The organism is Ignavibacteria bacterium (assembly GCA_041649015.1).
Classification (GTDB): Bacteria; Bacteroidota; Ignavibacteria; order Tepidaquicellales; family Tepidaquicellaceae; genus CAIKZJ01.
Genome location: JBAZNU010000009.1, coordinates 68,958 through 95,043 on the forward strand (window position 1 = coordinate 68,958; position 26,086 = coordinate 95,043).

Here is a 26,086-nt window from a genome sequence, read left to right on the forward strand (position 1 = left end):
TATTATGAATTTAAAACAGAAAATTGAATCGAGCAAATTTGTTGTTGGAATTATTGGGCTAGGTTACGTAGGGTTACCGCTTGCTCTGGAGTTTGCAGTAAAAGGAATTAAAGTTATTGGCTTTGACCTTGATACAAAAAAGGTTATTAAAATTAATAAAGATAGAAAATCTTATATTAAACACATACCAACCCAAAGGATAAAAGAAGCAGTTGAAAAAAAGAAATTGAGTGCGACATCAGACTTTTCAAAGCTATCTATTCCTGATGTTGTTATTATTTGCGTGCCGACACCATTAAATGCGAACAGAGAACCCGATATTTCGTTTGTTATGGATTCGACAAAAATGATTGCCAAGTATTTAAGAAAGGGGCAACTTATTTCCTTGGAAAGCACGACATATCCGGGAACAACCGACGAAGACATGTTGAAAGTTTTGGAATCTACCGGTTATAAAGTTGGTAAGGATTATTATTTGTGTTTTTCACCTGAAAGAGAGGACCCTAATAATCCCAATTTTTCAACATCTACTATCCCAAAAGTTCTTGGTGGAGTTACAAAAAAATGTAGAGATTTAGGAGTAATGATTTACAGCAAAGTGATAAACACGGTTGTACCTGTGTCTTCAACGAAAGCAGCAGAATCAGCAAAATTACTTGAAAATATATTTCGTTCTATAAATATTGCTTTGGTTAATGAACTTAAGATGGTATTCGATAGGATGGGAATTGATGTTTGGGAAGTAATTAACGCAGCTGCTACTAAGCCATTTGGATTCACACCCTTTTATCCTGGACCGGGACTTGGAGGACATTGCATTCCTATAGATCCTTTTTATCTAACATGGAAAGCGAGGGAGTTTGATATTTCTTCAAAATTTATTGAACTCGCAGGAGAGATAAATACATCGATGCCATTTTATGTTGTTGAAAAAGTTATTCATGCACTTAATGATCATAAGAAGTCAATAAAAGGATCTAAAATATTAATATTGGGACTTGCGTATAAAAAGGATATAGATGATTTACGAGAATCTCCATCCCTAAAACTAATTGAATTGTTACAGGACAATGGGGCAAAAGTTGATTATAATGACGATTATTCAACATCAATTCCAAAACTTAGGAAATATAATTTTAACAAGAAATCTGTTAAAATGATACCTAAAAACATTAAAAAGTATGATTTGTTATTATTATCGACCGAACACTCTTATTATGACTACAAAATGATACTAAAATATGCTAAAATTATTGTTGATACAAGAAATGGATTTGGATCATTTAAAAACAAGAAAATATACAAAGCGTAAATGGCAAGGTCAAAAATAGCATTAATAACAGGAATTACCGGACAAGACGGAAGTTATCTTGCTGAAATATTATTACAAAAAGGGTACATTGTACATGGTATAATTAGAAGGAGCAGTTCTTTTAATACAGGAAGGATTGACCATTTGTATTCTGACAAAACTATACTTGATACTAAGTTGTTTCTTCATTACGGAGATGTGACTGATACAAGCAATTTAAACAGACTGCTTGAAAAGACTCATCCTGATGAAATTTATAACCTTGCTGCTCAAAGCCATGTTAAAGTTTCGTTCGAAGTTCCAGAATATACAGCTGAGGTTGATGCAGTAGGTACGCTTAGATTCTTGGATGCAATTAGAGAAACCGGACTGAAAACAAAATTCTATCAAGCATCAACGAGTGAATTGTTTGGTAAGGTGCAGGAGATTCCTCAGAATGAGAAGACTCCCTTCTATCCAAGAAGTCCTTACGGTGTTGCAAAAATATACGGTTATTGGATAGTCGTAAATTACAGAGAAGCTTACAATATATTTGCATGTAATGGTATATTGTTTAATCACGAATCACCACGAAGAGGTGAAACCTTTGTTACAAGGAAAATTTCAAGAGCAGTTTCCAGAATTGTATGTGGAAATCAGAAAAAGTTATTACTTGGAAATCTTAATGCAAAGAGAGACTGGGGATATGCTCCTGAATATTGCGAAGGTATGTGGCGGATGCTTCAAAATAAAGAACCGGAGGATTTTGTACTGGCTACAGGAGAAACACATACAGTAAGAGAATTTGTAGAGCTATCATTTAAATCGTTAGGGGTCGAGCTTGAATGGAGAGGCTCAAATGAGGACGAAAAGGGGATTATTAATAAAGTTAATGTTGATTTAATCTTAGAAGGACTAAATGATGTTAAACCAATGCTACAGGACACATTATTGAAATATATTAAGAAGGGTGAAGTTGTTGTTGATGTAGACAAGAATTATTACAGACCAACCGAGGTTGATTTGCTGATTGGGGATGCATCAAAAGCAGAAAGAATACTTAACTGGAAGCCTAAGATAAAATTTGAAGATCTGGTTAAGATAATGATTAATGCTGATTTCGAAAAAGTGCTAAAAAGGGGGTACTAAATAACACTCAAAATTGTGTGTTGACTTTTAAAGAATAAAAAATTATTTTTATATAAAATAAAACTAAAAGAGGATTAATACAATGAAAAAAACAATACTGTTCGTCATTGCTTTGGTTTGTTTATTTGCATTGAGTGATAGTTCTTATGCTCAGACTTATAAAGCACCAAAAATTATATATGGATTTACGTTAAATGGTAACGTGGCAAATTTCGATGCATACGGAACAGATTTTACTTTTTCTGGTCTTAGAAATTATGGAATGATTTATGGCCGGGGTGTATCAGCACATGTCAAATTTGGTTTGGGTGAAACCAAGAAGAATCGAATAACAGTTTCTGCTACATGGGATGCCATGGTAAATGATAATAGCGATAGTAAAATTCCTTTCTTTACGATTAATCCATCTGGACCAGCTACATTTTATCATTTCTGGTCAGGTGCAGTCGGGTATGAATATGGTTTTAATGCAAGATGTAACACAAAGCAGTATTTAGGAGCAGCATTAACAGGAACTTATATAGTATATGGTGAAGGATCAGTTGCTCCTGTTTTTGATAATACATTTAGAATGGGATTAATGTTTAACGGTGGTTTTGAATTCGTGCTTAATAAAAATAAAACAGTTGGATTAAGCCTTGGTGCTAAATGGCATATACCAAATATTTTCTTCCAGGAAAATGGTATTGGAAAGTTGAATGACGGTACAGGATCACCGGGAGCCGGATTCTGGAGAAAAATGGGCATCATCAGTTTAACAGCTGGTCTGAATTTCTATTCTGGCGTTAAATAGAGAGAAGCAATAAAAATTAGAATTTTAAGGAATGGCACATTGTGTCATTCCTTTTATTTTATAAAAAAGTATCTTGCCTCGGGGTGATGGGTGACAATAGCATTAGTTGATTGCTCAGGAACCATTTGCCACTCTTCAGTTAATGTAATCCCAATTCTTTCAGGTTTTAAAAGTTCAAATAATAATTTATTATCTTCAAGATTAGGACAGGCTGGATAACCGAATGAATATCTAGATCCTTGATATCCCTGCTGAAAAAGTTTATTAACATCGTCTGAGTCTTTTTTGTCTATTCCGAGTTCCTTCCTAATTATTTTATGCCAATATTCGGCAAGTCCTTCTGCAGTTTCAACCGATAGACCATGGAAATATAAATATTCCTGATATTGATTGTTGGCGTATAATTCCTGCGCATACTCTGTTGCCCGTTGTCCGACAGTTACTATGAAGAAGGGTACAACATCAAATTTGTTCGAATTAATATTGGTGAAGAAATCACTGATGCATAAAAACTTTCCTTTACTTTGCCTTGGGAAACTAAATCTTACCCATTCCTGAAGATTACTGTTCTCAATTTGCTGATCCCATTGATTATATAATTTTACCGAATTAAGATCTTTGGGTTTATATATTATCAAATCATTGCCTTCAGATTTACAAGGGTAATAACCATATATTACTGTTGGAGTAAGTAATTTTTCTCTTTTTGCTTTAACCTTGAGTTCATTTAGCTTCGGTCTTATTTCAGAATTAATGAGTTTATCATACTCTTCGTCTGATTTACTTCGGTCTTTGTAAACATTCCAGCTGCCTCTGAATAAAGCGACTTCATTTATATATTCAAAAGCTTTTTCAATAGGAATATCTTTAACTATTTTACTGCCCCAGAATGGGGGAGTCGGGATAACTGATGAATCTTTAATTGTTTTAGTAAGAATTATGGGTTTTACCTTATCTGAATTTGTGCTTTCATCTTTTCTTGGATCAATGTAAATTTTTAAGTTTGGTCTAATACCTTTTTTCTTGTGCTCCATAATTAAATTCATAAATTTCAAACCGTCAAAAGCATCGTTTGCATAATATACATCTCCCTTAAACATAGACCTGAGTTCGCCTTCAACAAATCTTTTGTTTAAGGCTGCACCGCCGAGAATTACAGGAAATTCAATATTTCTGTCATTCATTATCTCAAGATTTTCTTTCATGATAGCAGTAGATTTAACGAGCAATCCACTCATACCTATAGCATCTGCTTTTTCTGCTGCGTATGATTCAAGCATTGATTCAAGAGAACATTTTATTCCTAAATTAATTACTTTGAAACCATTGTTGGTCAGAATTATATCTACAAGATTTTTGCCGATATCATGAACATCACCTTTGACAGTTGCGAGTACCATAATACCTTTTGTTGTTTCGCCTTCAATCTTTTCAATGTATGGTTCAAGAAATCTAACACATGCTTTCATGCACTCAGCTGACTGTAAAACGAATGGCAGCTGCATTTGACCTGAACCGAATAACTCGCCAACAACCTTCATTCCCTCAAGAAGATGATCGTTTATAATATGCAAAGCAGAATACTTCTTAAGAGCATTGTCTAAATCTTTTTCTACACCAATCTTATCCCCGTCAATAATTCTTTGCTTAAGTTTTTCCTCTATAGTAATTTTTGATTCATCAACATTTGTTTTAACAGTAGCCTTATCCTTACCGTAGTAAACAATAAGTTCCTGAAGGGGGTCATATATACATCTTAATTCTTTCATATTATTTGCTTCTGAATATTTTGCTTCGTGATTTTTGCAGTAAAATATATATGGCTGCTAATACAGATGTTGATACAAGTATAAACACCCAGGTTTTAAAATCAAGAATTATTATTTCGTAAAAAGTTCTTAACATTTTAATTATATAAATATCAATATTAATCGCGGATAAAGCAAAAAACAATACCAAAAGAAAAATACCGTATAAATAATAAAAGCCTTTCTTCTCCTGCGATTCAGATATTACGATAAAGAAGTTTATTACAGAGAGAATTATGAGTATAATCATTACGGCCATTTCGGATTCGTCCTTAGGAATACTCAGGAAATGTGATACAACTCCTTGCGTAATATAACTGCTCAGTAAAATAAAAGTGGAGGCAGTGATTACGAAGGAGAAAACATCGCTAATAAAGTTTTTACACTTATTAATGTTTTTATTTCGCATAGTGATAATAAACGCCGGAAGTCCTATGCTAAATACATTAAGCAGAGATACTCTACGCGGAGTCAAAGGAAAATCCAATATTGATAACAATGAAGCTAGTGTGAGATAAATAACAAGAAAGTTTTTTGTTAAGAATAACTTAGCGACAGCATTTACCGAGTTGACAATTTTATTGCCCTCATTGAATATTTCGGGAAGTAAGGAGAACTTGTTTTTAAGAAGAACGATGTCGGCAACTTCTTTTGTTATTGAGCTTCCTTCCTCCATAGCAATTCCAATATCAGCGCTTTTAATAGCAGGTAAATCGTTCACGCCGTCGCCTATCATTGCTGTGTGTTTGTGATGTTTACGGAATGATTTAATAATCTTTAGTTTGTGTTCAGGTTTTAATCGAGCAAAGAGTGTCTTATTGAATACGGCGTCAGTAAATTCATTCTCATTCATATTATCCAGTTGCATACCTGTTAATATCTCGTCATTTTCTAATTTCCATCCTATATCATTGAGGATAGCAAGGACAGCTTCAGAAGAATCGCCTGTTAGAATTTTAAACTTTATTCCATTTTGCTGGAACAACTCTATCGCTTCAAAAACATCCTCACGAACAGTATCAGAAATAGAAAGAATACAAATAGGTATAATATCTTTTAACTGATTGTTATCCTTATGGATTTTCAGATCAATAATTCCTGATACTTCACCGAAAAAAAGGTTGCGGTGAATGCTTAATTTATTTTCATCGTAAAGTTCGATTGCTTTGGTTTTATCTGCAGCGGATAACTTTTCTATTAGGATATCATAAGCGCCGAAAATAAACAATCTTATGGTTTTATCAATCTCAAGTTTGAGTAAACTCATTTTGGTATCAGAACTGAATGGTATTTCATCTATATACTTGGCATTATCGATGAACGGCAGATGCTGGATAGCTCTGATAGTTGCATTCTGCTCCGTGGAGTGATTTGCAAACGTACCGAGAAGTTCTTCAATTTGTGCCTTAGTAAGGTTGGAATTTAAACTAGTAATAGAGTGAACTTTCAGCTTATTCTCTGTAAGTGTTCCTGTTTTATCCATACAGACATACTCAACGTTAGCGAAAGATTCTATAGCGTTAAGTTTTTGCACTATAGCACCTATTTTGCTTATTCTGTAAACACCGATAGCGAAAGTAACCGAGGCAGTAAACACAAGCCCTTGCGGAACCAGCGAAATAAGTATTGTAGCAATTTTTCTTATATGTTCGACAAAGGTATATTCTTTTATATCTGTAATACTATAAGTAATAACTTCAATGGCAACGAGGAATAGAGCAACTCCGAACAGAACTTTTAAGATGAGGTTAATTCGTTTCTGAAGAGGAGTAAGAGTGAATTTATATTTCTTTGCAAGATTAGTTACCTGATTGGCATGACTATCAACACCAATTTTTTCGGCAACATAGAAACCGCTGCCTGATACACAAAAACTACCGGAAAGGACTTCGTCGTTTAATGATTTTACAATAGGAACGGATTCACCGGTTAATAGTGATTCGTCAACTTCAAGTTTTTTAGAGAAAATTACTTTACCATCCGCAACTATCTGGTCACCTCTTACAAGTTCAATAACATCATCAACAACAATATCAGTCTGGTTAATTGACTTTTTAACGGAATCTCTAACAACAGTAACTTCTCGTTTAAGAAGCAGATTAACTTTATCGAGTGCTTTCTTCGATTTGAATTCTTGAATCAGCGCAATTAATGTATTGGTAAAGGCTATGAAGAAAATCCCAATAGTATCGAGTAAAAGGCGCTGGTCGTTATTATTGAAATAGAAAAAGATAACAAATCCGATAATGCAAATTGTAATAAAGTTAAACAGAGAAAATATGTTTTCAACAATAATCTCTCCGTATGTTTTAGTTTTATGAGATGCGTATTTGTTGGTTAATCCCTTTTCAATCCGCTCGTTAACTTCCTGTGTTGTTAGTCCCTTAATCTCCAATTTTTCATAATTAGTCTTAATATCATAACTCTTTTACGGCACGAATAAATTCCCTAAAAATCGGTTGCGGGCTAATTAATCTGGATTTCAGTTCGGGGTGGAACTGAGTTGCGATGAAGAAGGGATGTACCTTTTGCGGTAGTTCAATAATCTCAACCAAAGAACCGTCTGGTGATAGTCCTGAAAGGATAAGTTTATTATCCTGAAGAATTTTTCTGAAGTTGTTGTTTACCTCATAACGGTGTCTATGGCGTTCGTTAATAAACTCTCTTTTGTAGCATTTGTTAGCCAGGGAGTTTTTCTCAATAATGCATGGGTATGAGCCAAGCCGCATGGATGCACCTTTTAAGACGACTGACTTCTGGTATTCCATTATGTCAATAACATTATACTTTGATTTTTTAAACTCGCTTGAGTTTGCATTCTTAAGCCCACAAACGTTTCTCGAGTATTCGATTACGGCGCATTGAAGTCCAAGACATATACCAAAGAATGGAATTTTATTTTCCCTTACGAATTTTATTGCTGAAATTTTACCTTCTATGCCTCTGTCACCGAAACCCGGACAAACGAGAAGTCCGTTAATTCCTTTCAGTATTTCCTTAATCTTTTTGGGTGACTTTTCTATTTCTTCGGAATCAATCCATTTAAGGTTAACGCTAACATCGTTGTAAGCTCCTGCATGAATGAATGACTCTGTAATGCTTTTATAAGCATCGTGAATAAGATTGTACTTACCACAAATACCGACAGTTACTGATTTCTTAGGATTTAGAATTTTGTTTACGGTTTTCTTCCAATTAGTCAGTTTTGGTTTTGAACACTTTAGATTAAGTTTCTTGATTATGACTTCGTCGAAGCCTTCTTTGTTAAGGTTAAGAGGAACACTGTATATTGATTTAGCGTCGAGAGCCTGCATTACAGAGCCTTCTTCAACGTTACAGAACAAAGCAATTTTAGCTCTCATATCTTTTGTGATATTCTGTTCGCTTCTGCAGAGAAGGATATCGGGCTGGATACCGATTTCAAGCAGTGTCTTGACGGAGTGTTGAGTAGGTTTAGTTTTAATTTCACCTGCTGCTTTTATGTATGGAACGAGTGTTAAGTGAACACAAAGAGAGTTGTTCTTGCCGACTTCATGCATTAACTGACGCATAGCTTCGAGGAAGGGGAGTGATTCTATATCGCCGACTGTTCCGCCGATTTCAGTAATGATAACATCATACTTTCCTTCCTTGGCGAGGCTTGTCATGCGTGACTTTATTTCATCGGTAATATGCGGGATTACCTGAACTGTTGCACCGAGATAATCGCCTCTTCTTTCTTTATTGATTACGGCATTATAAACCTGTCCTGTTGTAGTATTATTATTCTTGGACATGTTCTCATCGAGGAATCTTTCATAGTGTCCAAGGTCAAGGTCAGTCTCAGCACCGTCTTCTGTAACAAACACTTCGCCATGCTGAAGGGGAGACATAGTACCAGGGTCAACATTGATGTAAGGGTCGAACTTCTGGATAGTGACGTTAAGCCCTCTTGACTTGAGCAGCAATCCCAAAGATGCTGATGCAATACCTTTTCCAAGCGAAGAAACAACACCGCCGGTCAGAAAAACATATTTTGTCTGTTTCATTATTTACCCTTCGTTTTTAAATAATGTAATGCCTTTTTGTAATCGTTTTGTGTATCTATAGAAATAGAATCAAATTTAGTAATTACGACTCGAATCTTTTCACCCATGCTTAAGATTCTTAACTGTTCGAGCTTTTCAGATTTTTCCAAAACAGATTGTTTTACTTTGCTAAACCTGATAAGAAAATCTTTTCTGTAAACATACAGACCAAGATGTTTGTAATAAATGATATTCGACTTATTTCTTGAATTATTTGGAATTACAGATCTTGAAAAGTATAATGCATTGTAGTTATTATCAAATACTACTTTGACTTTGTTTTCATCGTTAACGTATTCATTGAACGGAAAAGCGAGAGTCGAGACGTTTAGTTTGCTGTCTTTCAGCAGAGGTTTAATTGCAGAGTCGATAACTTCGGGTTTTATGAAAGGTTCATCGCCCTGAATGTTAACAACGATATTGCATTTAATATCTTTTATTGCCTCGACTATTCTATCCGTGCCCGTCTTATGTTTCTTTGAAGTTAGTAAAGCATTACCGCCGAAATTGAATACTTCATTGAGAATTCTTTTATCGTCTGTTGCAACAAATACATCATCTAAGTATTTAGAGTAAAAGGCCTGCTCGTACACTCTTCTTATCATTGATTTACCGTCAATCATAGCAAGCGGCTTGCCGGGAAACCTTGTTGAAGCATATCTTGCGGGTATGACACCAATTATTTTATTCATATAATATTATCAACAATTTTATTTCTGACTTCATTCAGGAAATCTTTATCCTTCTTGAATGTCATTGGTTCATTAATAACTACATTAACTTTACCCGGTGTGATTTTAAAACTATCTTTAGGAAGAATTTTATTTGTTCCCGAGATTGAAACAGGGAGAATCTCAGCCTCAGCGAAATCAGCGAGCATAAAAATACCTTTCTTGAATTCACCTGTAACTCCTGTCCTGCTGCGTGTGCCCTCGGGAAAGATGGCAATAGAGAAACCGCTTTTCATTCTGAGAGCAGCTTTTTTCAGAGACTCGATAGCATTACGTGCGTTGCTGCGGTCGATGGGAACGTAACCGCCAAGAAACATAGCCCAACCGAAGATAGGAATATTAGTTAATGATTTCTTGTATATAAACCTAATGTTGTTTTTAAGAGCGACCATCAAAACAGGGATATCGAGATAACTTAAGTGATTAGAGACGACTATGTATTGTTTATTCTTATCAATGTTTGCTTTGGATGTAACGTTCAATTTTACACCTGAGATAAATAATAGAGTACGGGCAAAAGTTCTGTAAACATAGTAAGTGCCGATTCCTTTGTAAAGGTTCAGCGGAGAGACAAGTATAGACAGCGTTGAAAGAACGACTGATGAAAGAATGATTAATGTCAGTCTGATGATGTTCAAGTTATTACTTTACAATTTTTGAAATTGCTTTAAAAGTATCTGTACCGGAAACGACGCATAGTTCGAACAATATTGATTCATAAGTTGAAATAATTGCACCTTCCTGACGCATTCTTTCGATGGCTATCTTTTTATCGTTTGGATTTCTGGAAGAGACGCAGTCTTCGATTAATATAGGCTGATATCCCATAGCGATAAGGTCGATGACGGTCTGGAGTACGCACACATGTGATTCAATTCCGAATACGATTATATTCATTTTTCCAAGATTTTTAAGAGATATGCAGACCTCGTCAGAGCCGCAGCAACTGAATGAACCCTTTTCAATATGCTGATACTTGCCGATAGCGTCTGAAATTTCTTTTGAAGTTCCGCCAAGACCTTTTGTATATTGCTGAGTGACGAGCATTTTAATTTCAAGAGCTTTTAGACCCTGAATGAGCCGAACTGCATTCTGTGTCAGTTTTTCGTTTTCATGAATGAAAGGAAACAACCTTTCCTGAAAGTCAATAATTAGTGCTAAAGTGTCTTCTTTTTTGATTCTCATAATTCGTTAACGGTTATACTCGAGAGAGCAATTTTGAATAATATAGTGTAAAAATAGTAAAATAAAATAAGATTAAGTAATTAAAAAACAGGTTTAAATCGGATTTGTTGGAAATCAGATTCTGGACAGTAACAAAGCAGAGCTAAAGCCAAGATAATACGGAGAAAGAGCTAAGTATAGACAGGTTATAGTGAGAATTAACTGAGAGTAGAGTGGGTTTATAGTGGAAATAGAGTGTTAATTATAGATTAGAATTATTATAACAGTAAGATAATCTGATTTAAATACCTTAATATGCTATTAATTTAAGGTTAATATGTGTCTATTTGTTCGTTAGTTAATATAATTACATTTTTTGTAAAAGTCAAGAGAGATTATGAAAATAGGCAATAAAATGTAAGAATATTTTTGTCTTTAAAATGTTTATCTTTATTTAAATAAAAGAGTATGAAAAAGAAAAATATTATAGCAGTGGGTGCGCATCCCGACGACATTGAATTCGGGTGTCCTGTTACGTTGAGAAATTTTATTAAGAAGGGGTATGAGGTACACTACATAATAGCTACAAACGGAGAAAACGGATTCAAAACGAAATCGTTATCAGCAAAAGAAAGAATCGAAATAAGAAAAAATGAAGCGCAAGAAGCAGCGAAGAAAGTCGGGGCGAAAGAAGTTCATTTTTTTGGTTTTAAGGATGGGTTTCTTGAATATAACGAAACATTGAGAGAGAAATTAACTTTGTTGATAAAAGAGATAAAGCCCGAGATAGTTTTTTCATTCGACCCTGCTAATATGGATTTTGATAATATTAATTTGAATCACAGAGACCACAGGAATGTATCGATGGCTGTGTTTGATGCTGTATTTGCGGCGAAGAATGATTTTATATACCCTGATAAGAACGGTAAGCACAGGGTAGAAAAAATTTATTTCTTTGGGACGAGTAAACCAAATCTTACGATTGATATAACCTCACAGATAGACTTTAAATTGAATGTTCTGAAGTCTTTTAAATCACAGTTTCCGAACTTTGAGGCCTTTGCAAAATTCTTTAAAGAGAACATAGGGAATACCTCGCAGGAATACAAATATTCTGAGACGTTCAGAGTTTTAGATATAGTGCAGATAAGTTTTTAAAACTTATTTAAGTGCAAGAATAATAAGGTCTTTGGATTTATTCTTTTCGAAAGGGGTTCCGGCAAAATCACCCATGAACTTAATATATTTAAAACCGGATTTTTTAAGAGCAGTGCTGAACCAGATTTTATTATACTCGTAAAGTTCAGTTGATATAAGAGTGTGGTTTGATGTATTTATGCTATTGATGATCAGGATGTTAAACCTAAGCAAATTCTTTTCAATATCGTAGAAGCGAATGAAAGTGTTTTCGTTATTGCTTGTTATGTTTACGATTCTTTTATTCTCTTTTCTAATCAAATCATAATTAAGAACCTGGAATAGAAATCTGCCGCCATAATTCAAAACATCGTATGCAAGTTTAATGATGGCTTTCAATTCATTTTCTTTGATGTTGGCGAATGCATTGCCGAGCGAGACGATAAGGTCAGCTTTTTTACTTTTTGAAATATTAATTTTATTGAATGGGGCATAGATAAAGCGGATTTTTAAATTTCTTTCTTTTGCATTTTTGCGTGCGCGGGAAATCATAAATTCAGAAGTGTCAAAACCTGTTACTTTAAGCCCGTTAAGAGCAAGCGAGATAGAATCGAGACCTGTACCGCATCCGATGTCTATTGCGTTTCTATAATTACCGTCAATAAATTTACTTAAGAGATTCTTTCGTTTTTGAAGAGCGTTTTCGAAACCGATCATATCGTCATAATTTTCAGACAAGGAATTATAGAAATCTGAGTTCTTCATCAGTCTTCCCAGACGAATTTAAAAAGAAAAATTGAAACGGTGGTCACAACGACCGTGTATGAAATTAGAATTTGAAAATTGCCGAGAAGTTCACCGGTTGGGGCGCCTTCAGCCGCGAGTTTTGTAGCATCAATCATAGTAATAAGCAGCGGTAAAAGAATCGGAAAGGCAAGAACAGGGTATAAGGTACCTTTTGAATTTGCTTTGGCGATGATTGCTGCGATAATAGTGGAGGCAGATACGATTCCGAAATTTCCGAGTATAACAGTTAAACCGAAAGCAAAGAAGTTTATTATTTGAATACCCGTTATCAAAGAAAATAGGAAAAAGATTACCATGTTCAGAGAGAAGGTCAACACAAAGTTGAAAAGAAGCTTTCCAAGAAAAACTTCTGTTGCACCGGCGGAAAGTTTAAGTGCAAGAGAAGTGCCTGTTTCCTCTTCTTTAATAAATACACGTGAAAGGCCGCTGATAGCTGTGAAAAAAATCACAATCCAAAACAATCCGGATAGGATAGTATCATCAACTTTTTCATCACCAAGTGTGAACCTGATAATTGAGATTGTAATAATAACAAACATCAATAAAGAATTTATGACATATCGATTTTTTATTTCCGATTTAATATCCTTTTTCAGGATTGAATATGTGTGCTTAATTAATGACAAATAAATAAATTTTATGCAATTTAGGGGATATTTGGGAAAGAAAAAATTGAGAAAGGTCAAGAGTCCCGATAAAGAGCATCAGGCTGTACGGAACGCACAGAAAAGCTGAAATTCGTAAAGACGAAATCACCGAACCAACGAAGGGAGGATTATGCAATAATTAGGTAAAATTTGAGATTTTAGGGAAATCTTTTTGGATTGAGAAAAGTGTATGTAATTTATATTTTACAGAAATCCGAGGAATAAAAAATTGTTATCTAACTCATTTCCTATATTGTATATACTACGCGACGGAAAAAATGTTTTTATGAAAAATCATTTAGACATTAATATATTCTATTCTTTAAACGAACAATTCGAACAAACAAATTATAATTCAAATCAAACGAATACTAACAGTAATTTAAATCAAAATTATATTATCAATGGAACCAGTATTTAGCAAACAGGAAAGAAAAGGTCCGGTATTGTTTTCCAAGTATAACCGAGGTGATGCGATTAAAAAAGCATTAAAGTTAGGAAGGGAAGACATATTGTTTGAACTTAAGTCTTCGAAATTAAAAGGCAGGGGAGGTGCCGGATTTCCGACATCAACAAAATGGATGTTAACGGCAGCCGCGAAAGCAGAAGAAAAGTTTTTAATCTGTAATGCAGATGAAGGAGAGCCCGGAACGTTTAAAGACAGGGTATTACTAACAGAGTATCCCGAGCTTGTATTTGACGGAATGGTCGTCGGCGGGTTTACGATAGGTTCGAAATTAGGGATGGTATATTTACGCGGAGAATATGAATATATGAGAAAATATCTTGAAGACTATCTTGAGAAGATGCGAAAAGATAATCTTTTAGGAAAAAACATACTCGGTTCCGGATTTGATTATGATATTGAAATCAGAATGGGTGCCGGTGCTTACGTATGCGGAGAAGAGACGGCATTGATTGAATCGCTCGAAGGCAACCGCGGTGAAGCACGCAACCGTCCGCCTTACCCTGTAAACACAGGATACAACGGCAGACCAACCTCTGTTAACAACGTAGAAACCCTGGCAGCAGTTGCACACATAGTTACAAAAGGTGGTGACTGGTATGCAAAAGTCGGAACGGATAAATCCAGCGGTTCGAAGTTATTCTCGGTATCGGGTGATTGCGATAAGCCCGGTGTTTATGAACTTCCGTGGGGAACAAAGATAAGCGAGCTTTTAAAATTAGTAGGAGCAAAAGATGCGAAGGCAGTTCAGATAGGCGGAGCATCCGGAGTATGCATTGATGCTTCAAAGTTTGACAGAACCTTGGCTTACGAAGATTTAGCGACGGGAGGTTCAGTTATGATATTCGGAAAGAACAGAGATATGTTGAAGGTACTGAAGAACTTTATGGAATTCTTTGTGGAAGAATCATGCGGTCAATGTACACCTTGCAGGATAGGAAATACAAAATTGCTTAAGGGTGTTGAAATGATAGAAAGAGGAGAGTTTACTTTTGACTACATCAACAAGCTGAAAGAGCTCGGCACGACGATGCAGATAGCCTCGAAATGCGGACTGGGACAATCGAGTCCGAATTCGTTCATTTCGATACTTGAAAACTTTAAAGATGAAATATTAAATAAAACAGAAGCATAAAATGGATAAGAATAAAAATTTAAGAACCCCTACGAGTCAGCAGCCTTTCAAGGTTGAAAAACCTGTTGACACAAATACTATTGGCGGGACTGTAACTGTTGAAATTAATGAGAAAAAAGTTTCTGTTCCACTTGGAACAACAATTTTAGAAGCATGCAAACAGAATCAGGTGCACATACCAACATTATGCCACCATGATGACCTGTGTGTAGCGGGTGTTTGCAGAGTTTGCGCAGTTGAAGTAGAAGGGATGAGAACGCTTCAGGCATCATGTGCATTTCCTATTACTGCACCTATTAAAGTAAAAACATCAACACCGCAGGTAAGAAAAGCAAGGAGACACATTATAGACTTGCTGCTTTCAGAACATTACGGTGAATGCTATTCATGTATAAGAAATGGTAATTGTGAACTACAGTCGCTTGCCGAAGAATATGGAGTTGACGGTTATACATTCGGACACTGTGACACACCGGCTTATGAGATGGACAAATCGTCATACTCAGTAATCCGTGACATGAGCAAATGCATTCTATGCAAGAGGTGTGTACGCACATGCATTGACCTGCAGGAAGTCGGCGTGCTTGAATCGATAGATCGGGGCGACAAAACACATATCGGTACATTCATGGAAAAGCCGCTAGCAGACGTAATCTGCATAAACTGCGGTCAGTGTATAAACCGCTGTCCGACAGCAGCATTACATGCAAACGACCCATCGGACGAAATATGGGCTGCGATTGATGACCCGAAGAAACATGTTGTTATTCAGACAGCACCTTCACCGAGAGCAGCGATTGCCGAGTGTTTTGGAATTGAACCGGGTACATCGCTTACACAGGAATTAAACACCGCACTTAAGAGAATCGGTTTCGATGCGGTCTTTGATACAAATTTCACTGCTGACTTGACAATCATTGAAGAAGGTACAGAATTAATAATAAGATTATACAAAGCACTCGTAGGCGGTGACAAGAGCGTTGCGTTGCCTCAGTTTACAAGCTGTTCACCGGGATGGGTGAAATACATAGAGCATTACTATCCTGAATATCTTGATAATTTATCATCAGCAAAATCACCTCAGCAGATGTTCGGTGCAATCATTAAAACATTCTATGCACAGCAGATGAACATTGACCCGAAAGATGTAGTATCAGTGGCATTAATGCCGTGTTCAGCGAAAAAGTTTGAATGTAACAGACCTGAAATGGATTCGTCCGGTTATAAGGATGTGGATTATGGTTTAACAACACGAGAAATGGCAAAGATGATAAAAGAAGCAGGAATTTATTTGCCTGAAATGCCGAAGACACATTTTGACAGTCCTTTTGGTGATGCGTCCGGAGCAGGTTTAATATTCGGTGCTACGGGTGGTGTTATGGAAGCAGCTATACGTTCAGTCGTTGAGTTTGTAACGGGTAACAAAGCAGAAGATATATTTGCAAATGCAAATGTCACTCCTGTCCGCGGATTTGATGGCGTTAAATATGTTGAACTTCCGATAGGCGATAAAGTAGGACCCGTACCTGATTTAATTAAGCATCTTGTACCAAATTGGGACTGGCTTAAGGGAGCAACGCTGAAAGTTGCAGTAGCACACGGAACAGCGAATGCGAAGAAAATCATGGACGATATAAAAGCAGGCGGCATATTCAGTCAATGTCACTTTATAGAGTTCATGGCTTGTCCGGGAGGGTGCATAGGCGGCGGCGGACAGCCGATACCGACATCTCTTGAAATCCGCAAAGCACGCGCAAAAGCTATTTATGCTGAAGACGAATCATTGGAATTAAGAAAGTCGCATGATAATCCTTACGTTACGATGATATATGAAAAATTCTTTACCGAAGGACCATGCGGCCATCTGTCCCACAAGCTCTTGCACACTCACTATACGCCGAGAGGCAAGTTTATTTCTTAATTTAAATAACAAAGTACGGGCGGTTATATGCCGCCCGAATAATTTAATACTAATATGGCAGCAAAGATTAAAAAGGCAGAAAAGAAAACTTTAAAGAAAAAAGCCGCAAAGAAGGTTGTAAAAAAGGCAGTTAAGAAAGCGGCTGCAAAGCAAATTTTGAAACCCACGAAAAAATTATTTGCGCTTGAAATAGCACTTCTCGATAAATTACAACTTGAGCTTTTTGAAGCGATAAGCCAGAAGCCGCAAACGATGAACTTTGACGAGATAAGACTTTTTGTGGATAATGTTTATATGGTACTTAACAAATGTGCTACGATAACGAAGGATATTAAGAATTCATTGCTTCAGAAGGATTATAAGGAATTGTTTACTGAGACGTACAATTCACCTGCATAGGCTTAGAAGGTAATAGCAAAATAGTAAAGGGCGGAAGCGGAAGTTTCTGCCCTTTTTGATTTCTAAATAGTTCATATTAATAAATAACGCACGACAAAATAAATGATAGTTTTATGATTGACACTGATTCATAACATTTATAGCTGACGATGATTTGGAGATTAATATTTTGAGTATAATCAATAAAAAACCCGCAGTATTATTGCGGGTTTAAATAATTATCAATAATAAATAAGTAAATAAATGGACGAATCATTTGAGAAGAACCATTTTCTTAACTGCTCTAAATTCCTTACCCTCGTTAACAAGTATTCTTGCGAAGTAAATTCCGCTTGCCATGTTTGGGCCGCTGAACTCGGTGATGTATTTACCTGCTGAACGGAATTCGTTGTTTACAAGTGTTTTCATTTCTCTTCCGAGTATGTCATAGATTACAAGCTTTACCTTTGAGTCTTTCGGAAGATCAAATGCTATCTTCGTCGTCGGATTAAACGGGTTCGGGTAGTTCTGGTATAACTGATAAGTCTGCGGAATAATGCTTACAGATTCAGTCGGATTGTTATCAATTCTGCTGAATACCTTCTTAATGTCCGATTGAATTATGCCCTGCAGCTCTGAGTTATTTCCGGGTCTTTTGGTTTTCACTGTCTCGTTTAGTCTTTTCATTGTATTAAGTTCTTTCTCTGCTTCCCGGCTACCCTCCTTTGATTTTTTTTGAAGTATTTGTATTTTTTCAGTCTGGGTTACTCTCTTGCTTTCGAGTATATCATTAACAGATTTCGATATTTCGTTTCTTTGTTTTTTCGTGAACTTTGTTGAATCATATCTGTCTGTGATATCAAATGCTGTTAACTGCTTTTTATCTGTTTTGCCGGTTAATCCTCCGCTGCTTCCTCCTATGCTGTCTAAAAGATGAGTGGCGGCAAAGTCCCAGGATGCAACAAGACCCTCATAAGTATAAGGATTCTGTTGTATGATAAGGTTAAACCCTTCAAGTGCAGATGTGTATTGTTTTAATGAAACCTTGCATTTTTGAATAAGGTAGAAGCACCTGTTTATGAGTTTTTCTTTTCCTTGATTGTTAAGAATTACTGTCTCGTAAAAGGTCTTCAAAGGAGACATTTTGCTGCCTGCACTGTCCTGCAGCAATGAGGAGAGGTATAGTTTATTCAGTACATCAATGCTTGCAGAACTATCAGGATATAAATTTAATAGTTCTATGCATTTTTGTTCTGTTACGGAGTATTGTCTCTTTCTTATGCTGATATTTATGGAATCCGAGAGTGTTTTACAGCGTGAAACCTGCATTTCATTCCCATTTCCGCCATTACCTTTTTCGCTTCCTCCCTGTCCGGTGTTTTTTACGGCTATTGTATCATTCACAAGCCCTTCTATGGATACTACTTCATAATCTCCCGAAAGCATGGCATTGCAGCTGTAGGGATAAAAATTAAATTCTACGGGTGTTCCGTTTACGGTTACATCTACGAATGCCTCTTCATCTACGTTATCAATTCTAAAACAATTGTAAGCTGCCGGATATTGCTGTTCGTTTATAGAAGGGAAGGTACCGAATATGTGGTATGGCTTTTCGCCGTTCCCGCTATATTCGGATATATCAAATGTATTATCGCCGTTTTCAAGAAAAACGAATGAATTATCAACATATACGTTTTTACTTTCATCGTTCATGGTATTGATTCTGTTGTATCCTCCTAAGTAATATTCATCGTTTGGACTCATGTTTAAATTGCTTTCTGAAAATCCCTGGATTGATTTTGCTCCGATTATTTCCGAGTAAAACCGGTTATAATACAAATCTATACTTGAGTTTGTTGCTATAACGCCGTCTGAGAAGTTATTGAAATTATTATTTTTAATAGTTCCTCCGCAGACTCCGTTAACAGCCGCTGCGATTGCAGATACTCCCGAAATGTTGTTAAAATAGTTGCCCTCAAGTCTTATTGGAGTTTCTGTTGCAGACAGAGAGCTGAACGAGGTTACCAAAGGACTGTTCGTGTTGGTTTCATTTATTATGAAGCTATTCCCGCCGATATAAGCATTTTCCCACCTTGGGTTTTCGTAGTTGTTGTACTGATAATAGATTGCTCCTGACTTGAAATCCATATAAAACTGACTGCTGCTTATTGTAATATCATTGCAGTTAATAATACTGAGAGCACAGTTTTGATATTGTGCATTCAATCCACCCTGAGGTTCGTAAGCTATATTCTTAAATACGGAATTTGAAATGTGTATATCCGTTCCGCCTATAAATGATAAACCTTCCCAGTAACAGTTGTTTCCGGAAAATTCTGTCATAGCAGGAGATGAATTTTGAGGTAAGATACCTGAATAAAAACTTCCTCCCGAGAATACAATTTTACCTTTCGGATTAAACTTAATTGTGGTTCCCTGATACAACCTTAATTCATGGTTGTTATTGAAAACAATGCTGTCGCACACAAATGTTGAAGAAGATACTTCCTCATCGCATACGAACGTTCCCCCTTCCTGCATTACGGGAGCGATTTTAAGAAGTTTTCCTTCGCCGGGCTGGAATTCTCCTGCATTCACGTATTCGATTGCTGATTTATTGAAGTATGTTATAACCGAATCTGTATCTGCTTCTTTTATTACCCAGTTGTTAAATCCCGGCAATTGAGAGGAGTTAAACATTATTTTTAATACTCTTATGTCTCCGTAATCATTACTTTCATTAACCGGATAAGTTCTTTTGTTTACGGCATAAAGATACTTGCTTTTATCATTCGGTTTTGCTGAATTTGGATTAGGATTAAAGAATCCCAACTCCCAGTATCTTTGCTCGCTGCAGTCGTTATGCCCGACTTGCATATTTGACCCTGTGCACATTTCTGATATGTCGTTGTATGGAGCATAACTTATTATATTTTGTATGTAATCATGGTTAGCAGTGCCGCAGTCATTGCAATCCGGATATGTTACAATGTTTACAGTCAGTGTTTTATCATGTATTAAATGTTCATTTGTTTGATTCATCGGATACATGAAATCACCTATTTTTTTAAGCTTATAATTTAAGTCTGCAACAAAATCCCATTTCTTCTGTCCGTAATAATTGAAATCTCTTTTGTGCGTAAAACTGTCCCTGTCAGTAGATGTTAATCCCCAGTTATAAGCGTTTTTTATAGTGTCGGTTTGCTGAGTACTCGTGTATGAAAATTCGAGCATTATTTTTGCCCCATATGCCATGGATGTATGCATTAGCATGGAGATTTCCTCGTTAGTCGGCTCTCTTATTCCCCATTCGTTCGAGCCAGTTCCTTTTATGTTTTTCTCATCGCTGTTAATCTGATTTATTACTCCGTATATTAATCCTTTATCTCTGGCTTTCTTATAAAAATATTTTTGCTGCCGTATAAACCATGATATTGAAGGTTGTATTCCTTCGTCGGGTATATGTGTATATTGATGGTAATTATCTGCTTTTAATACTTTTCCATGAATATGTAATGTATCACTTATATCCGACAATACATTCGGATATCTTAAAGTATAATAAAACGGAAACCACTGTGTTATCATTATATCGCTAAGAGCGCCGCAATCTATAGCTTTATTAATACAGATATCCCAATTCGCCTCATTAACTATGGTTGAGGAATTAACTGCTCTAAACGCAGGCCATCCCATAAATGCTTTAGGGTCAGTGATAAAAAGTAATGACATTTGATTATTGGAGTATCTTTTAATTAGCTTGTTAACTTCACCTATGCATTCTATATTTGGATACTGAACTTCGTCAACCCAGAAATAACCAAGTCCGTTGTTTGTTTCAACAAATGCTTCGACTTCTTCTTTGATTCGTTCTCTAAAATGCCACCTATTATTTGGAGGATAAGTTTGTCCTTGAACCCATGTATCAGTAAATAGATAATGCGCCCAGGAGTCGTCAACTCTAACGTAGTCAAGCCACACATCAATCTTTCCAAGCCATTTCACCTGATAGTCAACCTGACTTTGATATACTATTGTATCACCCTCTACCCTGCCGAAGGCTAATGAATCGGCAGACACGGATAGAAATTTAGCACTATCAGCACCAAGTTGATTAAATAATTCTATAAACTGTCCATCATAATACTGATTTTGCCCATCAGTTTTGAAAAAATTTCTTCCACAAATTGTGTAAGACTTAATATTATCACCGTTAAAATTATTAATAAGTATAGTAACTACGGTATCGTTAAAATGTGCTAAAGCAGAATCGGGAATTACTCTCATTCTTGGTTTCACAAACCATCGTATGCCGTGTTTTTTCTGTTTAACATCCGAATAAAGCCTTTCCCAGCCGGAACTGTTTATAGTATCATGTATCTGAGTTATATTATTTGTCTGACTGCAGTTTTCATATAAATCTTTCACTATAAATCCTGAAGCATCTCTTCCAACAACACATCTGCGGCTTGTAACAGTTTCATTCACCCAATATTCTGTTGTATCATGACCTGTAATATACTCTAATGAATCATAACCATAAGCAGGAAATATGTTTCTCCATTTTCCCGGTTTTTCTGCCTGATATGTGAATCTCTGTCCATAAGCAGGACGTAGTATTTTTTCTCTTTCAAATATCAATGAATTGTCATTTGCAATGTTACGCCAGTTTGTTATTACCTGATTCATCTGCGATTGATAATTTCCGATGAGTTCAAAGAAGCCACCATCTTTTTGCCCTTTGCCTTGGAAAGTTGGATCTATTGTATCAAGATGTGCACAATAACTCTGCATCAAATTGTAGGATAAATCCTGATACCATCGGTTATGGGAATCTGTTTCAAGAACATTTAAAAAGTAGTGGCTCATTGGTCCCAGATAAAACCCTTTTTTCATGTTCGGGTTGTTTTGTGAATTTAACTGTGACAAACTTGTGAATGCTATAATTACTACTGTAATTATTGCAAGTATAAATTTAAATTTCCTCATTTTAAAATTTATTTAAATTCTAAAAAATGTTTGATTTTAAAGTATCTCATAATTATCAGTATTTAATCACTTTACATAAACAAATTTTCTCGACTGCTCAAAGACATTATTGCTTTTTATGTCCAAAGCCCGCATTCTATAAATATACACACCTGACGACAAACCCATCTTTCCTATATCAATTCCCGCATAATAATTGCCTGCTGTGAAAAACTCGTTGTTATAAATCTTTAACACCTCCATTCCTATTATGTCATAGATAGTTAATGAAATAAATGAAGGTTTTGATATGGAAAAGTTTATTCTTGTTGATGAATTAAAAGGATTTGGATAATTCTGTTCAAGAATGAATAATTCGGGCTTGGTAGTTATTTGATTGTTTATTCCTGTTATGATAATTGGTCCTCCTCCGTCATTGGTTCTTATCCAACTGCTCCAACCCGTGTCTTTATTCACAAAATCTATTCCGATAAAAAATTTCGCAATACTTGTATCGGGTTGTTGGAATCCCCAGTTAACACCGCCATTTGTTGATACCCAGATAATACGTCTGACTTTTCCTCCGCCAAAATATCTATCTCCACCCTCACCATAAATTGTATCTTTATTTAATACATCAAATTTCTGGAACCATCTTGCTGAAATTAAATTCCCAGAGGGCATTTCATAATTATGCCAAGAATCACCTCCATCTGTAGTTTTTGTTAATTTCGTATTATTAGATATATAACCTGTAAATTGATCTGAGAAAAACATAGCTATTGCATCTGGTAATTCTCCAACGGATGTATTTTGTATCCAGTTAATGCCGCTATTTGTCGTTATCCAAAGTGTACCATAATTTTGCGACCACCCCACATATTCGCCATTCACTTTATTTTTCAGAAAAAAGACTTTTCCGAATCCTGTATTTGATGACTGCACCGTCCATGTTATACCCGCATTCGTTGTCCGCCAAAGAAAAGGCAACCCGCCCGCAGTTCCCCCTACCCAGCCGGTATCACGGTTTACAAATGATATTCCGTTTACAGTCCAGGAATTAGCTACAGGTAAACTGTCCCAGGTTGCACCGCGATTTATTGATTTTAGAAGAATCCCGTTAGATTCGACTGTAACTCCGGAGCCTATTGCATATACTATATTGCTATCAATCAAATCAAATTGCCATGCAACTTGTATATTTAATACTGAATCCCAATTATACCCGCCATTAGTCGTTCTCAACAAAACAGTTGGCTGCCACATAGCAATCAGCCCTGTATTCGCATCAAAAAACTTCAAGTCCTGCACTTGCCCGCTCACGGGCAGCGGCTGAGAAAACCACCCGGACTGGGAATAAGAAGAGACGGCAAATAAAAGTAATAGAATCTGAAAAGAAAGTATTGTTGATTTTGAACTTTTGAGGTAATATAAAACTTTCATAATATTATATATTTTGAATTTAAATAAAATATAGATTTACTTTAGGTAATGTTATTTACTCATATTTTATGATTATTAAAATCCAAATATTCAGTTGCACTGCTCGATAAATTACAACTTGAGCTTTTTGAAGCGATAAGCCAAAAGCCCCAAACGATGGACTTTGACGAGATAAGACTCTTTGTGGATAATGTTTATATGGTACTTAACAAATGTGCTACGATAACGAAGGATGTAAAGAATGCATTACTTCAGAAGGATTATAAGGAATTGTTTACTGAGACGTACAATTCACCTGCATAGGCTTAGAAGGTAATAGAAAAATAGTAAAGGGCGGGAGTGAAAGTTTCTGCCCTTTTTGATTTCTAAATAGTTCATATTAATAAATAACGCACGACAAAAGAAATGATAGTTTTATGATTAACACTGACTTATAAAATTGTTAGATGATGATAAGGAGATTAATATTTTGAGTATAATGAATAAAAAACCCGCAGTATTATTGCGGGTTTAAATAATTATCAATAACAAATAAGTAAATAAATGGACGAATCACTTGAGAAGAACCATTTTCTTAACTGCTCTAAATTCCTTACCCTCGTTAACAAGTATTCTTGCGAAGTAAATTCCGCTTGCCATGTTTGGGCCGCTGAACTCGGTGATGTATTTACCTGCTGAACGGAATTCGTTGTTTACAAGTGTTTTCATTTCTCTTCCGAGTATGTCATAGATTACAAGCTTTACCTTTGAGTCTTTCGGAAGGTCAAAAGCTATCTTTGTTGTCGGGTTAAACGGGTTCGGATAGTTCTGGTATAATTGATAAGTCTGCGGAATAATGCTTACAGATTCAGTCGGATTATTATCAACTCTGCTGAATACCTTCTTAATATCTGATTGTATTATGCCCTGCAGCTCTGAGTTATTTCCGGGTTTTTTGGTTTTCACTGTCTCGTTTAGTCGTTTCATCGTATGAAGTTCTTTTGCCGCCTCCCTGTTTCCTTCTTCTGATTTCTTTTGAAGTGTTTCTATTTTCTCTGTTTGGGTTATTCTCTTGCTTTCGAGTATATCGTTGACAGATTTCGATATTTCGTTTCTTTGTTTTTTCGTGAACTTTGTTGAATCATATCTGTCTGTGATATCAAATGCTGTTAATTGCTTTTCATCTGTTTTACCGGTTAAACCTCCGCTGCTCCCTCCTATGCTATCCAGAAGATGAGTAGCGGCAAAGTCCCAGGAGGCAACAAGCCCCTCGTAAGTATAGGGATTTTGCTGTATGATAAAGCTAAATCCTTCAAGAGCAGAAGTGTATTGTTTTAATGACACCTTGCATTTTTGAATAAGATAGAAACACCTGTTTATTAGTTTTTCTTTTCCTTGATTGTTAAGAATTACTGTCTCGTAAAAGGTCTTCAAAGGAGACATTTTGCTGCCCGCACTGTCCTGCAGCAATGAGGAGAGGTATAGTTTATTCAGTACATCAATGCTTGCAGAACTATCAGGATATAAATTTAATAGTTCTATGCATTTTTGCTCTGTTATGGAATATTGCCTCTTTCTTATGCTTATATTTATGGAATCCGAGAGTGTTTTACATCGTGAAACCTGTATTTCATTCCCATTTCCGCCATTACCTTTTTCGCTTCCTCCTTGTCCGGTGTTTTTTACGGCTATTGTGTCATTTACAAGCCCTTCTATGGATACTACTTCATAATCTCCCGAAAGCATGGCATTGCAGCTATAGGGATAAAAATTAAATTCTACGGGTGTTCCGTTTACGGTTACATCTACGAATGCCTCTTCATCTACGTTATCAATTCTAAAACAATTGTAAGCTGCCGGATATTGCTGTTCGTTTATAGAAGGAAATGTGCCGAATATGTGGTATGGCTTTTCGCCGTTCCCGCTATATTCGGATATATCAAATGTATTATCGCCGTTTTCAAGAAAAACGAATGAATTATCAACATATACGTTTTTACTTTCATCGTTCATGGTATTGATTCTGTTGTATCCTCCTAAGTAATATTCATCGTTTGGACTCATGTTTAAATTGCTTTCTGAAAATCCCTGGATTGATTTTGCTCCGATTATTTCCGAGTAAAACCGGTTATAATACAAATCTATACTTGAGTTTGTTGCTATAACGCCGTCTGAGAAGTTATTGAAATTATTATTTTTAAT

At 35.9% G+C, this 26,086-nt stretch carries 19 protein-coding genes; 8 read left to right on the top strand and 11 right to left on the bottom strand.

The window, feature by feature from the left end:
* Positions 1-4 precede the first annotated feature (4 nt).
* The 3 genes from WC644_12815 (at position 5) to WC644_12825 (ending at position 3,233) form a co-directional block, all read left to right on the top strand.
* A complete protein-coding gene (locus WC644_12815) occupies positions 5-1,312 on the top strand; it encodes a nucleotide sugar dehydrogenase (GenBank protein ID MFA5012817.1) in 1,308 nt (435 codons plus the stop codon).
* Positions 1,313-2,440: a GDP-mannose 4,6-dehydratase gene (gmd, locus tag WC644_12820; protein ID MFA5012818.1), complete on the top strand. Its 1,128-nt coding sequence runs from the start codon at positions 1,313-1,315 to the stop codon at positions 2,438-2,440. It begins immediately after the preceding gene.
* An 82-nt stretch (positions 2,441-2,522) separates the two neighbouring features.
* Complete coding sequence (locus tag WC644_12825; protein MFA5012819.1) at positions 2,523-3,233, top strand: hypothetical protein; 711 nt, start codon at positions 2,523-2,525, stop codon at positions 3,231-3,233.
* Positions 3,234-3,286: 53 nt separating this feature from the next.
* Here the strand turns inward: WC644_12825 and WC644_12830 are convergent, their stop codons facing one another.
* From WC644_12830 to WC644_12855, 6 genes are read right to left on the bottom strand one after another with little or no spacing between them, the layout of a single operon-like run.
* The gene (locus WC644_12830; protein ID MFA5012820.1) at positions 3,287-5,002 is read right to left on the bottom strand and encodes a vitamin B12 dependent-methionine synthase activation domain-containing protein; all 1,716 of its coding nucleotides are present in this window, start codon (positions 5,000-5,002) and stop codon (positions 3,287-3,289) included.
* Between the two features lies 1 nt (position 5,003).
* Complete coding sequence (locus tag WC644_12835; protein MFA5012821.1) at positions 5,004-7,436, bottom strand: HAD-IC family P-type ATPase; 2,433 nt, start codon at positions 7,434-7,436, stop codon at positions 5,004-5,006.
* Positions 7,437-7,458: 22 nt separating this feature from the next.
* Positions 7,459-9,069, bottom strand: coding sequence for a CTP synthase (locus WC644_12840; GenBank protein ID MFA5012822.1), 1,611 nt, complete (start codon positions 9,067-9,069; stop codon positions 7,459-7,461).
* Positions 9,069-9,800, bottom strand: a complete 732-nt coding sequence (kdsB, locus tag WC644_12845; GenBank protein MFA5012823.1) for a 3-deoxy-manno-octulosonate cytidylyltransferase — start codon at positions 9,798-9,800, stop codon at positions 9,069-9,071. The genes WC644_12840 and kdsB overlap by 1 nt, the downstream gene beginning before the upstream one ends.
* Complete coding sequence (locus WC644_12850; GenBank protein ID MFA5012824.1) at positions 9,797-10,477, bottom strand: lysophospholipid acyltransferase family protein; 681 nt, start codon at positions 10,475-10,477, stop codon at positions 9,797-9,799. Before WC644_12850 ends, kdsB begins: the two co-directional genes overlap by 4 nt.
* 4 nt (positions 10,478-10,481) lie before the next feature.
* Complete coding sequence (locus WC644_12855; GenBank protein ID MFA5012825.1) at positions 10,482-11,024, bottom strand: hydrolase; 543 nt, start codon at positions 11,022-11,024, stop codon at positions 10,482-10,484.
* A 447-nt stretch (positions 11,025-11,471) separates the two neighbouring features.
* Between WC644_12855 and WC644_12860 the strand changes: the two genes are divergently transcribed.
* Positions 11,472-12,161, top strand: a complete 690-nt coding sequence (locus tag WC644_12860) for a PIG-L deacetylase family protein (protein MFA5012826.1) — start codon at positions 11,472-11,474, stop codon at positions 12,159-12,161.
* 3 nt (positions 12,162-12,164) lie between these two features.
* Here WC644_12860 and WC644_12865 read toward each other — a convergent pair whose 3' ends face one another.
* The gene (locus WC644_12865) at positions 12,165-12,905 is read right to left on the bottom strand and encodes a class I SAM-dependent methyltransferase (GenBank protein MFA5012827.1); all 741 of its coding nucleotides are present in this window, start codon (positions 12,903-12,905) and stop codon (positions 12,165-12,167) included.
* On the bottom strand, positions 12,905-13,573 hold the full coding sequence (locus WC644_12870; GenBank protein MFA5012828.1) for a heme exporter protein CcmB: 669 nt from the start codon (positions 13,571-13,573) through the stop codon (positions 12,905-12,907). Before WC644_12870 ends, WC644_12865 begins: the two co-directional genes overlap by 1 nt.
* A 425-nt stretch (positions 13,574-13,998) precedes the next feature.
* Between WC644_12870 and WC644_12875 the strand changes: the two genes are divergently transcribed.
* The 3 genes from WC644_12875 to WC644_12885 are packed head-to-tail and all read left to right on the top strand — an operon-like array spanning position 13,999 to position 17,515.
* Entirely contained in the window at positions 13,999-15,195 is a 1,197-nt protein-coding gene (locus WC644_12875; protein ID MFA5012829.1) for an NADH-ubiquinone oxidoreductase-F iron-sulfur binding region domain-containing protein, read from the top strand.
* A gap of 1 nt (position 15,196) precedes the next feature.
* Positions 15,197-17,116 (top strand): NADH-dependent [FeFe] hydrogenase, group A6, encoded by a 1,920-nt coding sequence (locus WC644_12880; protein ID MFA5012830.1) that lies wholly within the window; start codon positions 15,197-15,199, stop codon positions 17,114-17,116.
* Positions 17,117-17,170: 54 nt separating this feature from the next.
* Positions 17,171-17,515: a hypothetical protein gene (locus tag WC644_12885; protein MFA5012831.1), complete on the top strand. Its 345-nt coding sequence runs from the start codon at positions 17,171-17,173 to the stop codon at positions 17,513-17,515.
* 252 nt (positions 17,516-17,767) lie between these two features.
* Here the strand turns inward: WC644_12885 and WC644_12890 are convergent, their stop codons facing one another.
* Together WC644_12890 and WC644_12895 are read right to left on the bottom strand one after the other, a co-directional pair.
* Positions 17,768-22,483, bottom strand: a complete 4,716-nt coding sequence (locus WC644_12890; GenBank protein MFA5012832.1) for a T9SS type A sorting domain-containing protein — start codon at positions 22,481-22,483, stop codon at positions 17,768-17,770.
* Between the two features lie 66 nt (positions 22,484-22,549).
* Positions 22,550-23,905, bottom strand: coding sequence for a YCF48-related protein (locus WC644_12895; GenBank protein ID MFA5012833.1), 1,356 nt, complete (start codon positions 23,903-23,905; stop codon positions 22,550-22,552).
* A gap of 156 nt (positions 23,906-24,061) precedes the next feature.
* Between WC644_12895 and WC644_12900 the strand changes: the two genes are divergently transcribed.
* Positions 24,062-24,208 (top strand): hypothetical protein, encoded by a 147-nt coding sequence (locus WC644_12900; protein MFA5012834.1) that lies wholly within the window; start codon positions 24,062-24,064, stop codon positions 24,206-24,208.
* Between the two features lie 249 nt (positions 24,209-24,457).
* Here WC644_12900 and WC644_12905 read toward each other — a convergent pair.
* A partial coding sequence (locus WC644_12905; GenBank protein MFA5012835.1) for a T9SS type A sorting domain-containing protein occupies positions 24,458-26,086 on the bottom strand: 1,629 nt, incomplete at its 5' end.

Bases quoted from the DNA above. Each gene is read 5' to 3' on its own strand.
- WC644_12815 (MFA5012817.1), top strand. From the start codon at position 5: ATGAATTTAAAACAGAAAATTGAATCGAGCAAATTTGTTGTTGGAATT.
- gmd (MFA5012818.1), top strand. From the start codon at position 1,313: ATGGCAAGGTCAAAAATAGCATTAATAACAGGAATTACCGGACAAGAC.
- WC644_12825 (MFA5012819.1), top strand. From the start codon at position 2,523: ATGAAAAAAACAATACTGTTCGTCATTGCTTTGGTTTGTTTATTTGCA.
- WC644_12830 (MFA5012820.1), bottom strand. From the start codon at position 5,002: ATGAAAGAATTAAGATGTATATATGACCCCCTTCAGGAACTTATTGTT.
- WC644_12840 (MFA5012822.1), bottom strand. From the start codon at position 9,069: ATGAAACAGACAAAATATGTTTTTCTGACCGGCGGTGTTGTTTCTTCG.
- kdsB (MFA5012823.1), bottom strand. From the start codon at position 9,800: ATGAATAAAATAATTGGTGTCATACCCGCAAGATATGCTTCAACAAGG.
- WC644_12855 (MFA5012825.1), bottom strand. From the start codon at position 11,024: ATGAGAATCAAAAAAGAAGACACTTTAGCACTAATTATTGACTTTCAG.
- WC644_12860 (MFA5012826.1), top strand. From the start codon at position 11,472: ATGAAAAAGAAAAATATTATAGCAGTGGGTGCGCATCCCGACGACATT.
- WC644_12865 (MFA5012827.1), bottom strand. From the start codon at position 12,905: ATGAAGAACTCAGATTTCTATAATTCCTTGTCTGAAAATTATGACGAT.
- WC644_12875 (MFA5012829.1), top strand. From the start codon at position 13,999: ATGGAACCAGTATTTAGCAAACAGGAAAGAAAAGGTCCGGTATTGTTT.
- WC644_12880 (MFA5012830.1), top strand. From the start codon at position 15,197: ATGGATAAGAATAAAAATTTAAGAACCCCTACGAGTCAGCAGCCTTTC.
- WC644_12885 (MFA5012831.1), top strand. From the start codon at position 17,171: ATGGCAGCAAAGATTAAAAAGGCAGAAAAGAAAACTTTAAAGAAAAAA.
- WC644_12890 (MFA5012832.1), bottom strand. From the start codon at position 22,483: ATGAGGAAATTTAAATTTATACTTGCAATAATTACAGTAGTAATTATA.
- WC644_12895 (MFA5012833.1), bottom strand. From the start codon at position 23,905: ATGAAAGTTTTATATTACCTCAAAAGTTCAAAATCAACAATACTTTCT.
- WC644_12900 (MFA5012834.1), top strand. From the start codon at position 24,062: ATGGACTTTGACGAGATAAGACTCTTTGTGGATAATGTTTATATGGTA.